At 71.6% G+C, this 11,137-nt stretch carries 10 protein-coding genes and 2 pseudogenes; 10 read left to right on the top strand and 2 right to left on the bottom strand.

What is annotated here, in order from left to right:
* The 9 genes and pseudogenes from JNW89_RS15910 to JNW89_RS15870 form a co-directional block, all read left to right on the top strand.
* Positions 1-664 (top strand): DUF4240 domain-containing protein (locus JNW89_RS15910; protein ID WP_238449509.1); only part of this gene is annotated, 664 nt, incomplete at its 5' end.
* Positions 661-1,197 carry a DUF4240 domain-containing protein gene (locus tag JNW89_RS15905; protein ID WP_238449508.1) on the top strand — a complete coding sequence of 179 codons (537 nt, stop codon included), beginning with the start codon at positions 661-663 and terminating at the stop codon, positions 1,195-1,197. The genes JNW89_RS15910 and JNW89_RS15905, both read left to right, overlap by 4 nt.
* Before the next feature lie 221 nt (positions 1,198-1,418).
* Positions 1,419-3,296 carry a translation elongation factor 4 gene (lepA, locus tag JNW89_RS15900; protein ID WP_179801360.1) on the top strand — a complete coding sequence of 626 codons (1,878 nt, stop codon included), beginning with the start codon at positions 1,419-1,421 and terminating at the stop codon, positions 3,294-3,296.
* 293 nt (positions 3,297-3,589) lie between these two features.
* On the top strand, positions 3,590-3,877 hold the full coding sequence (locus JNW89_RS15895) for a GlsB/YeaQ/YmgE family stress response membrane protein (protein WP_210778207.1): 288 nt from the start codon (positions 3,590-3,592) through the stop codon (positions 3,875-3,877).
* A gap of 291 nt (positions 3,878-4,168) precedes the next feature.
* Positions 4,169-4,456 (top strand): GlsB/YeaQ/YmgE family stress response membrane protein, encoded by a 288-nt coding sequence (locus JNW89_RS15890; RefSeq protein ID WP_238449507.1) that lies wholly within the window; start codon positions 4,169-4,171, stop codon positions 4,454-4,456.
* 193 nt (positions 4,457-4,649) lie between these two features.
* Complete coding sequence (locus JNW89_RS15885) at positions 4,650-5,939, top strand: sugar ABC transporter substrate-binding protein (RefSeq protein ID WP_238449506.1); 1,290 nt, start codon at positions 4,650-4,652, stop codon at positions 5,937-5,939.
* Positions 5,936-6,922 carry a carbohydrate ABC transporter permease gene (locus JNW89_RS15880; RefSeq protein ID WP_238449505.1) on the top strand — a complete coding sequence of 329 codons (987 nt, stop codon included), beginning with the start codon at positions 5,936-5,938 and terminating at the stop codon, positions 6,920-6,922. The genes JNW89_RS15885 and JNW89_RS15880 overlap by 4 nt, the downstream gene beginning before the upstream one ends.
* An 11-nt stretch (positions 6,923-6,933) precedes the next feature.
* The gene (locus tag JNW89_RS15875) at positions 6,934-7,767 is read left to right on the top strand and encodes a carbohydrate ABC transporter permease (protein ID WP_238449512.1); all 834 of its coding nucleotides are present in this window, start codon (positions 6,934-6,936) and stop codon (positions 7,765-7,767) included.
* A 90-nt stretch (positions 7,768-7,857) separates the two neighbouring features.
* Positions 7,858-8,481: pseudogene (locus tag JNW89_RS15870) on the top strand (MOSC domain-containing protein); the annotation flags it as partial.
* 95 nt (positions 8,482-8,576) lie between these two features.
* On the opposite strand, the gene JNW89_RS15865 reads toward JNW89_RS15870, so the two are convergent.
* Both JNW89_RS15865 and JNW89_RS15860 read right to left on the bottom strand, forming a co-directional pair.
* Positions 8,577-9,440 (bottom strand): hypothetical protein, encoded by an 864-nt coding sequence (locus JNW89_RS15865; RefSeq protein ID WP_238449511.1) that lies wholly within the window; start codon positions 9,438-9,440, stop codon positions 8,577-8,579.
* A 97-nt stretch (positions 9,441-9,537) separates the two neighbouring features.
* Positions 9,538-10,318: pseudogene (locus tag JNW89_RS15860) on the bottom strand (enoyl-CoA hydratase-related protein).
* 19 nt (positions 10,319-10,337) lie between these two features.
* Between JNW89_RS15860 and JNW89_RS15855 the strand changes: the two are divergent.
* Positions 10,338-11,137, top strand: an 800-nt coding sequence (locus JNW89_RS15855) for a coproporphyrinogen-III oxidase family protein (RefSeq protein WP_238449510.1), incomplete at its 3' end; no start/stop codon positions are given.

Here is an 11,137-nt window from a genome sequence, read left to right as displayed (position 1 = left end):
GCCGCGTGGCCGTCCCGGCTTCCTGTCGTACCGCGCTGGCACCATCCGCTCCGTGCGCATGGACGAGTTCTGGGCGTTGATCGAGCGGTCCGCCGCCGTCACCGCCATCCCCGACGAGCGGTTGGCCTGGCTCACCGACCGCCTGGCCGAGCAGCCCGCCGGCGAGGCGGTGGACTTCGCCGTCCGGCTCGACGAGCTGCGGGGCCGGGTGGACACCTGGCGGCACTGGGGCGCGGCGCTGCTGATCTGCGGCGGCCTCTGCTCCGACGACGGCTTCCACTACTTCCAGGCCTGGCTGGTCGGGCTCGGCCGGGCGGCCTTCGAGCGGGTCGCCGACGATCCGGACACGCTCGCCGACGTCCCGCAGGTGCGTCGCCTGGCCGGGCGGCACCCGCGCGAGTGGGCGGAGGACGAGTGGCCGGAGTGGGAGTGCCTGGACTACGTCGCGGACGAGGCGTACGAGCGGGTCACCGGCGAGGAGGAGGGCCTGGACGAGGCCGTCGAGGCCCGGGGGCGGGAGCTGAGTTCCTCGCCCGACCCCGCCGACGAGCGGTGGGATCTCGACGACCGGGCCGAACTGGCCCGCCGGTACCCGCGACTCGCCGCCATGTTCCCGCTGCCGGATCGCCGCCGGGAGTGGGTCTGGGAGACTGCCAGGCCATGAGGACCGACGACTTCTGGCAGCTGATCGACGAGGCGCGGGCCGGCGCCGGGGGAGAGGGCGACGCGGTCGCCGCCCGCGCGGTCGCCCTGCTGGCCGAGCGGGACCCGGAGGACATCGTCGGGTACGCGCGCCACCAGCAGCGGGTGCTGTCCGCCTCCTACCGGGTCGACCTCTGGGGCGCGGCCTACCTGATCAACGGGGGCGCCTCGGACGACGGTTTCGAGTACTTCCGGGGCTGGCTGATGACCCAGGGCCGGGCGGTGTTCGCCCGGGCGGTGGGCGACCCGGACTCCCTGTCGGAGCTGCCCCGGGTGCGGGCCGCCGCGCTCAGCGGCGAGGAGTTCGAGTGCGAGGACATGCTCACGGTGCCGTGGGAGGCGTACCGGAAGGCGACCGCGACCGAACTGCCGGCGGAGCGGGACCCGGTCGCGGTGCCCGACCTCAACGACTTCTGGGACTTCGACGACGAGGACGAGGCCCGGCGCCGGCTGCCCCGGCTGGCGGCGCTCTTCGTGGAGCCGCCGGAGGAGTGACCGGGCTGGACCGGGGGAGGCCGCCGGGCCGAGCGCCGGCACGGGCCGGGCGGGCCGTGGGAGGAGTGACCCGGCCCGGCCGGGGAAGGCCGGGGGTGGGCCGCCCGGCGGTGAGCTGCGGCACCCAGGTGTGATCGGACCGCGTCCGGAGCGACGTGGGAGCATAGAGGGGGCCGGCGGCGCGCCGGCCCGCTCACGTCAGCCGACCAGAACGGACAGCTGTGCCACCGAAGCTCGATCCCGGCGCGAACGCTCCTGGTGCCACCGACCCCGGCCGCATCCGGAACTTCGGCATCATCGCCCACATCGACCACGGGAAGTCGACCCTGGCCGACCGGATGTTGCAGCTCACCGGCGTGGTCGACCCCCGGCAGATGCGGGCGCAGTACCTCGACCGGATGGACATCGAGCGCGAGCGCGGCATCACCATCAAGAGCCAGGCCGTCCGGATGCCGTGGACCATCCGGGAGGGCGACCGGGCCGGCGAGCAGGCCGTGCTCAACATGATCGACACCCCGGGCCACGTCGACTTCACCTACGAGGTGTCCCGCTCGCTGGCCGCCTGCGAGGGTGCCGTGCTGCTGGTCGACGCCGCGCAGGGCATCGAGGCGCAGACGCTGGCGAACCTCTACCTCGCGCTCGAGAACGACCTGCGCATCATTCCGGTGCTCAACAAGATCGACCTGCCGGCCGCCCAGCCGGAGAAGTACGCCGAGGAGCTGGCGCACCTGATCGGCGGCGACCCGGCGGACTGCATCCGGGTCTCCGGCAAGACCGGCGAGGGCGTGCCGTACCTGCTCGACGAGATCGTCCGGCAGTTCCGGCCGCCGGTCGGCGACGCCGACGCGCCCGCCCGGGCGATGATCTTCGACTCGGTCTACGACGTCTACCGGGGCGTGGTCACCTACGTCCGGGTGATCGACGGGCGGATCAGCGCCCGCGACCGGATCAAGATGATGTCCACGGGTGCCGTGCACGAGCTGCTGGAGATCGGCGTCATCTCGCCCGAGATGGTGAAGGCCGAGGCGCTCGGCGTCGGCGAGGTCGGCTACCTGATCACCGGCGTGAAGGACGTCCGCCAGTCCCGGGTCGGTGACACGGTCACCATCAACTCCCGCCCGGCGAGCCAGGCCCTCGGCGGCTACAAGGACCCGAAGCCGATGGTCTACTCCGGCCTCTACCCGATCGACGGGTCGGACTACCCCAACCTGCGCGAGGCGCTGGACAAGCTCAAGCTCAACGACGCCGCGCTGGACTACGAGCCGGAGACCTCCGGCGCGCTCGGCTTCGGCTTCCGCTGCGGCTTCCTCGGCCTGCTGCACCTGGAGATCATCCGGGAGCGGCTGGAGCGGGAGTACAACCTCGACCTGATCTCCACCGCGCCGAACGTGGTCTACCGGGCCATCACCGAGGACGGCCAGGAGATCGTGGTGACCAACCCGAGCGAGTACCCCACCGGCAAGATCGCCGAGGTGTACGAGCCGGTCGTGCGCGCCACCGTGCTGACCCCGAACGACTACGTGGGCGCGGTGATGGAGCTCTGCCAGGGCCGCCGGGGCAGCCTGCTCGGCATGGACTACCTCTCCGCCGACCGGGTGGAGCTGCGCTACACGCTGCCCCTCGCGGAGATCATCTTCGACTTCTTCGACCAGTTGAAGAGCCGCACCAAGGGCTACGCCTCGTTGGACTACGAGCCCTCCGGCGAGCAGGCGTCCGACCTGGTCAAGGTCGACATCCTGCTGCACGGCGAGCCGGTGGACGCGTTCAGCGCGATCGTGCACAAGGACAAGGCGTACAACTACGGGGTCAGCATCGCGGCCAAGCTGCGCAGCCTGATCCCGCGCCAGCAGTTCGAGGTGCCGATCCAGGCGGCTATCGGCAGCCGGGTTATCGCGCGGGAGACCATCCGGGCGATCCGCAAGGACGTGCTCGCCAAGTGCTACGGCGGTGACATCAGCCGTAAGCGCAAGCTGCTGGAGAAGCAGAAGGAAGGCAAGAAGCGGATGAAGATGGTCGGCCGGGTGGAGGTCCCCCAGGAGGCCTTCATCGCCGCCCTCTCCTCCGACTCCGGCGACGCCAAGGCGCCCGGCAAGAAGTAGCGCGACAGCTGACGGCCGGCATCCTCCCGCGGGGATGCCGGCCGTTTCGCGTGCCCGCCGCCGGACCGTACCCGGGAATTTTCCGATGGCCGCCGCGGCCCCGCCCGGTGTCGGCCCATGCGGCCTGAGCTGCGGGTTTGCTGTGCTACGCGGCAATCGACGCGGGGGTTGCGTATCGACGGGGGGCGACAGCCGTTTCGCTGAGTCGGTTTGGATTTTCGGACGGTCGGGAATCTAGCGGTCACGACAGGAACCACACACCGTGTGACTCAATCTTCAGAAGGAGGGCGACCGTGGAGCTCACCGTTTGGGGCATCATCACCGCGATCGTTGTTGGTCTCATCGTCGGCGCTCTTGGCCGCCTGGTCGTGCCGGGCCGTCAGAACATGCCGATCTGGCTGCACATGCTGATCGGTATCGGCGCGGCCCTGCTGGGCACCGTGCTGGCGCGGGCCATGGGCATCGCGACCGAGACCGCCGGCATCGACTGGATGGAACTGCTGGTGCAGGTCGTGCTGGCCGCCATCGCCGTGGCCCTGGTGGCCGGCGTGGGTCGTCGCCGCAGCGTCACCCATCGGTAATCCAGCGCAGCGCACGCTCAGCGGGCGCCCGTACCCCTCGGGGGCGGGCGCCCGCTCGCGTCCGGGCCCGGCATCCCGCCTCCACCGCCCGCTCGCGGCTGCGCCCGGAACTCCGGCGACGCCCGCTCGCGTCCGCGGGCGAACCATGATGGCTGCGCCGAATGTGCAGGTGACGGCGATTCTCGTCCCGATCGTTCCCGGAGTCGGTTTGGAAAATCGCGGGATCGGGAACCTTATCGATCACGCCAAGAACCACACAACGTGTGTCATACCTACAGAAGGAGGACGGTCGTGGAGCTCACCGTCTGGGGCATCATCACCGCCATCGTCGTCGGCCTCATCGTCGGCGCGCTGGGCCGCCTGATCGTGCCGGGCCGGCAGAACATGCCGATCTGGCTGCACATGCTGATCGGTATCGGCGCCGCCCTGCTGGGCACCGTGCTGGCGCGGGCCATGGGCATCGCCACCGAGACCGCCGGCATCGACTGGATGGAACTGCTGGTGCAGGTCGTGCTGGCCGCCATCGCCGTGGCCCTGGTGGCCGGCGTGGGTCGTCGCCGCAGCGTCACCCACCGGTAAGCAGCGACAACGCTCTTCGACGGGCGCCGACCTCCAGGTCGGCGCCGTCCGCGTACCCGGAACGGGTCTGCTCCCCGACCCGCCGGCTGCGGTACCGTCGCCTCGCCCGGAACCCGCCCCTGTCGTAAAGGAATTTTTCCTACTAGGGTGCGGCAGAGAAGGTTACTGCCAGACGGCGCGAGGGAGAAGTGGCGTGAACAGGTGGAAGCGGCTGGCTCCGGTCACCGCCGTCGTGGCCTCGGCCGCGATGGTGCTCGCCGGTTGCGGGGGCTCCGGCGACGACGAAGCGGCCGACAAGAGCAAGCTCACGGTCTGGATGATGGGCGAGGGCAGCGAGGCCCAGACGAAGTTCCTCGACGGCGTCGAGACCGAGTTCCGGCAGAAGCACCCCGACACCGACGTGGTGGTCCAGTACATCCCCTGGCTCGAGGCGCCGAAGAAGTTCCAGGCGGCGCTCGCCGGTGGTGAGGGGCCGGACGTCACCGAGCTGGGCAACACCGAGACCCAGGGCTGGGCGGCCCAGGAGGCGCTCGCCGACGTCACCGGGAAGATGTCCGGCTGGGCGGAGAGCAAGGACATCCTGCCCGACCTGGTGAAGAACGCCCAGCTCGACGGCAAGCAGTACGGCGTCCCGTGGTACGCCGGCGTCCGCGCCATCTACTACCGCACCGACTGGTTCGCCGAGGCCGGCGTGAAGACGCCGACGAACTGGGACGAGCTGGTCGCCGCCGCCAAGGCCGTGCAGGCCAAGAAGCCGGGCACCTACGGCATCGCGCTGCCGGGCAACTCCGAGCTGCCCTTCTACTCGTTCCTCTGGGGCGCCGGCGGCGAGATCGCCACCAACCAGGGCGGCACCTGGAAGTCCGGCTACAACACGCCGGAGGCGCAGAAGGCGGTCAAGTTCTGGACCGACCTGGTCACCGTGCACAAGGTCGCCCCGCCGGCCGCCGCCGGCTGGAACGAGATCGACGCCCGCACCCAGTTCGCCACCGGCAAGGCGGCGATGGCCTTCGCCGGTAGCTGGCAGGGCGGCGCCATCAAGAAGGACAACCCCGACATCGAGAAGGTCTGGGGCACCTTCCCGATCCCCGGCCCGGACGGCAAGCCGGCCCCGGCGTTCGCCGGCGGCTCGGACATCGCCCTCTGGAAGGACAGCAAGAAGCAGGACCTGGCGTGGGACTACCTCACCGTCCTGCTGAACAAGAAGAACGCGAAGACCTTCGCCAGCAGCCTGAACTTCTTCCCGGTCTACTCCGACCAGGTCAGCGGCGGTGAGTACGCCAACGACAAGATCATGGCCGCGTTCGCCACCACCATGCAGAACACCAAGGTCACCCCGCTGACCCCGAAGTGGGTGGAGGTCAGCCGCACCAAGACGGTGACCCAGGCGATGAACAGCTCGGTGATGAAGGGTCAGAAGACGGTCGAGCAGGCCACCGCCGACGCCGCCGCCGAGATGGAAAGCATTCTCAACGCCAAGTGAGCACCCTGACCAAGTCCACCGGGACTGCCGCCGTGCGGAAGACCTCCGCGCGGCGGCGGCCCCGCGTGGACCGCCTGCCGTACCTGCTCCTGCTGCCCTGCGTGGTGGTCATCGGGGTGCTGCTGCTCTGGCCGCTCGGCCAGGTGGTGGCGATGTCGTTCTACAAGCTGAACAGCGTCCGGCAGTTGCGCGGCGACCGCGAGTGGCCGTGGGTGGGGCTGGGCAACTACACGCAGATCCTCGGCGACCCGTTCTTCCGTACGGTGCTGCGCAACACGGTGCTCTTCGCCGCCGCGAACGTGGTGCTGACGATGATCCTCGGCACCCTGGTCGGGCTGCTGCTCAACCGGCTCGGCCGGCGGATGGCCACCTTCGTGGCGAGCTGCGTCATGCTCGCCTGGGCCACCCCGGCGCTGACCGGCACCATCGTCTGGAAGTGGATCTTCGACGACACCAGCGGGCTGGTCACCTGGCTGTTCAACAAGCTGCCCGACGGGCTGTCGACCACGCTCTTCGGCCGCAGCGACTGGACCGGGTACGGCTGGTTCAACTCGCCGCTGCTCTTCTTCGCCATCCTCACCCTGGTGGTGGTCTGGCACTCGTTCCCGTTCATCGCGGTGAGCGTGCTCGCCGGGCTCAAGAGCGTGCCGAGCGAGCTGCACGAGGCGGCCCGGGTCGACGGGGCCGGGCCGTGGAAGGTGTTCTGGAAGATCACCTTCCCGTTGCTGCGGCCGGTCTTCGGGATCCTGATCGTGCTCAGCACCATCTGGGACTTCAAGGTCTTCACCCAGCAGTTCGTGCTGGCCGGCGGCACCCAGGACCGGCCGACGTTCATGCTCTCCATCTACTCGTACGCCGAGGCCTTCTCGCCGCCCCCGAAGTACGGCGTGGGCTCCGCGATCGCGGTCATCCTCACCCTGATCCTGCTGGTGGTGACCGGTCTCTACGTCCGCATGGTGCTCAAGCAGGAGGAGGACGCGTGAGGCGCGGCGCGGTGGTGAAGCGGGTCGCCCTCAACGGCGCGGGCCTGCTGGTGGCGCTCTTCGCGGCCTTCCCCGTCTACTGGATGGTCGCCACGTCGCTGAAGCCCAACCGGGAGATCTTCTCGTCGACGCGCCGGCCGGTGCCGGCCGAACCGACCCTGGACCACTACCGGGAGATCCTCACCGGCAACCTGATCCCGGGCGTGACGTTCGCCGACTTCTTCCTCAACAGCGCCCTGGTGGCGGTGAGCACGGTGCTGCTCAGCGGCCTGGTCGCGCTGCTCGCGGCCACCGCGGTGGCCCGGTTCCGGTTCACGCTCCGGACCAGCTTCCTGATCATGCTGCTGGTGGTGCAGATGATCCCGCTGGAGGCGCTGGTCATCCCGCTGTTCCTGATGATCCAGCGGCTCGGTCTCTACAACACCCTGCCCAGCCTGATCCTGACCTACCTCGGCTTCTCGCTGCCGTTCGCGGTCTGGATGCTGCGCGGCTTCGTGGCCGCGGTGCCCAAGGAGCTGGAGGAGGCCGCGGCGATCGACGGGGCCAGCCGGGCGCAGATCTTCCGCCGGATCCTCTTCCCGCTGGTGGCGCCGGGCCTGGTCGCGACCAGCATCTTCTCCTTCATCACCGCCTGGAACGAGCTGATCTTCGCGTTGACCTTCGTCAACGACCAGGACCGGTACACCCTGCCGGTGGCGATGACCTTCTTCTTCGGCCGGGACGACACCGCGTGGGGGTCGGTGATGGCCGCCTCGACGCTGTTCACCCTGCCGGTGGTCGTCTTCTTCCTGCTGGTGCAGCGCAGGATGGTCTCCGGGCTGGTCGCCGGCGCCGTCAAGGGCTGAGCCCCACGCCCGCCGAGGGGCGGCCGGCGCCGTCGACGGCGGGTCGGCGGGTGCCCCGGACCCGGCCGGTCCACGGCTAGGCTCTGCGCCATGACGGGCAGGCTGGCGGCGGTGAACCTCGGCGTGGTGACCGAGGCGGAGTGGGCGGGCGACGCGAGCGGCCGCACCGGCATCGACAAGCGACCGGTCGACGGTCCGGTGCTGCTGCGCGCCGACGGGGTGGCCGGGGACTTCATCGGCGAGCGGGCCCACCACGGCGGCCCCGACCAGGCGGTCTACGCGTACGCGGGGGAGGACGCCGAGTGGTGGTCGGCGGAGCTGGGGCGCACCGTCCCGCCCGGCGGGTTCGGCGAGAACCTGACCACCTCGGCGGTGGACGTGACCGGGGCGGTCATCGGGGAGCTGTGGGCGATCGGCTCGGCGGTGCTCCAGGTGACCAAGCCGCGTACCCCCTGCACCACCTTCGCCGGGTTCTGGGGCGTACCCGACCTGATCAAGCGGTTCACGGTGCGGGCGGCGCCCGGGGCGTACCTGCGGGTGCTGCGCGAGGGCGAGGTCGGCGTGGGCGACCCGGTCGAGGTGGTGGACCGGCCCGCGCACGGGGTCACCATCGGCGAGGTGTTCCGGGCGATGAACCTCGAACCGGAGCTGCTGCCCCGCCTGCTGGACGCCGCCGAGCTGCCGGAGTCGGTGCTGGAGAAGGTCCGTCGCCGGCGTGGCCGGCACGCCGCCCCTGGACCCGGCCGGGCCTCGGGCCGGGCGGCGCCGGTCGACCGCGTCCGCGTCGGGCCGCGAGCTGGCGGCCGAGGTCACCCCTCGGCGAAGACCTCCGCCAGCACCTGGCCGTCGGCCGGGCGGCCGTCGGAGACCTTGGCCCAGGTGCCGTCCTCGGCGGTCCACTCCAGGCCGGCGAAGCGGACCCGCTTCACCCCGTGGTCGGGCGCGTGCGACACCAGCCAGTGGGCGTACCGCCAGCCGTCGCGACGATCGGCGGCGGGCACGGTGAGCCCGGTCAGCGCGGCCACCGTGCCGGTGCCCGGCAGCCCCCAGTCCAGGGTCAGGCCGCGGGTCAGCGCCGCCGCGGCCGCCTCGCCCCGCATGACCGGCGTCCGGCTCACCGTGCAGGCCACCGCGCCGGTCGCCTCGCCGAGCAGGGCCCGGGTCAGCACTTCGGACTCGTCCGCCCACTTCTGGTACGCCGTCGGGAAGGCCGACCGCTGGACCGCCTGGGCCGCGTCGGTGACCCGCATCTCCTCCCAGCCGCGCACCTTCTTCAGCGCGGCGTAGAAGCGGTTGGCCGCGTACCGCTGGTCGCGGATCTGCTGCGGGGTGCCCCAGCCCTGGCTCGGCCGCTGCTGGAACAGGCCGATCGAGTCCCGGTCGCCGCCGGAGAGGTTGCGCAGGCCCGACTCCTGGTACGCGGTGGCCAGCGCGACCACCACCGCCCGCTCGGGCATCTGCCGCTGGCTGCCGATCGCGGCGATGGTCGCCGCGTTCGCCATCTGGTCGGCGTCGAGCAGCACCGTGCCGTCGGCCTGGACGGTGCAGGTGCGGCTGGCCACGGGGAGCCGGAGCTGGCCGCCGAGCTGACGGACCACGACCCAGACCCCGAGAAGAGCGACGACCGCGAACACGACACCGACTGCGACAATTGCCCGACTTCGCACCCGCACCTCCTGTTTCACGGTCATCCCCAGCGTACGTGCCCGAAAAGGCGAGCCGGGTCGGCCGACCGGTTCACATTTTCGGGAGCAAAGGAAGGAAACGCGCCTAATCCACCGGCACCCAGGCGGCGTTCCTCTTCTCGCGGAAGGCGAGCACGCCCTCGCGGCCCTCGTCGGAGAGGAAGTAGCCGGTGGAGAGGGCGGACAGCTCGGCGATCTCGCCGCGCAGGTCGGTGGGGGCCGGGCGGCGCAGCAGGCCCTTCGCCCCGGCCAGCGCCCCCGGCGCGCCGCGCACCAGCGAGGCGCAGTAGCGCTCCACCGCCGCGTCCAGCCCGTCCGCCGGCACCGCCGCGGTGACCAGGCCGATCTCGGCGGCCCGCCGGCCGTCGAAGGTGTCCCCGGTCAGGTACAGCTCGGCCGCCGCGCGCGGTGCAGCCCGGGGCAGCACCGTGGCGGAGATGACCGCCGGGATCACCCCGATCCGCACCTCGTGAAGGCGAACGTCGCCTCCTCGGCGCAGACCGCCAGGTCGCCGCCGCGATCAGGCCCAGCCCGCCGGCCCGCGCCGGCCCGGCCACCTTCGCCAGCACCGGCTTCGGGCACTCCCAGACCGCCGCCAGCACGTCGCCGAGCATCCCGGCCGGCACGCTCCCGCCGGCGTACGCGGCGGCCGTCTCCTTCAAGTCCGCGCCGGAGCAGAAGACCGGCCCGGCGTGGTCCAGCACGATCACCCGCACCGCGTCGTCGGCGACCGCCGCGGCTATCCCGGCCAGCAGCTCGGTCATCAGGGGCGTGGAGAGCGCGTTGCGGTTGTGCGGGCTGTCCAGGGTGAGGGTGGTCACCCCACGGGCCGTGGCGACCCGCACGAGGCGGTCGGGAGAGGTCATGCCGGGCACACTAGTGGCCATGCCCGGCGTCCTTCCAGAAGGCGAGACCGTCCCCGTCGACGGGTCGCTGCCCGCCTCCGCCCTGAGCGCGGTCGGCGCGCGCGGCTTCGGCGTGTACGTCCACGTGCCGTTCTGTGCCAGCCGCTGCGGCTACTGCGACTTCAACACCTACACGGCGGCCGAGCTCGGCGGCGGCGCCGACCGGGAGTCGTACGCCGACACCGTGCTGGCCGAGCTGGCGCTGGCCGCCCGGGTCCTCGGCGACACCCCGCCGCCCCGGGTGGACACCGTCTTCGTCGGCGGTGGCACGCCGACCCTGCTCCCCGCCGACGACCTGGCCCGCATCCTGGACGGCATCGACCGCACCTGGGGGCTGGCCGCCGACGCCGAGGTGACCACCGAGGCCAACCCCGAATCCGTCACGCCGGAGTCGCTGCGCGCCCTGCGCGCGGCCGGCTACACCCGGATCTCCCTGGGCATGCAGTCCGCGGCGCCCGGGGTGCTGGCGATCCTCGATCGCCGGCACAGCGCCGGCCGGGCGGTCGCCGCCGCGCTGGAGGCCCGCGACGCCGGGTTCGACCACGTCAACCTGGACCTGATCTACGGCACGCCGGGGGAGAGCGCGGCGGACTTCGCCGCCTCCCTCGACCAGGTGGTCGCGGCCGGGGTGGACCACGTCAGCGCGTACGCCCTGATCGTGGAGGACGGCACCCGGCTCGCCGCCCGGATGCGGCGCGGCGAGCTGCCGTACCCGTCGGACGACGTGGCGGCGGACCGCTACCTGGCCGCGGAGGCCGCCCTCGGCGCGGCCGGCTTCTC

The sequence above is a fragment of the Micromonospora sp. 4G55 genome (genome assembly GCF_016803375.1).
Note: the sequence above shows the minus strand (reverse complement) of the source record. Positions and strands in the feature narration are given on the sequence as shown.

Excerpts from the sequence above, each read along its gene's own strand:
- JNW89_RS15905 (WP_238449508.1), top strand. The coding sequence starts at position 661 with ATGAGGACCGACGACTTCTGGCAGCTGATCGACGAGGCGCGGGCCGGC.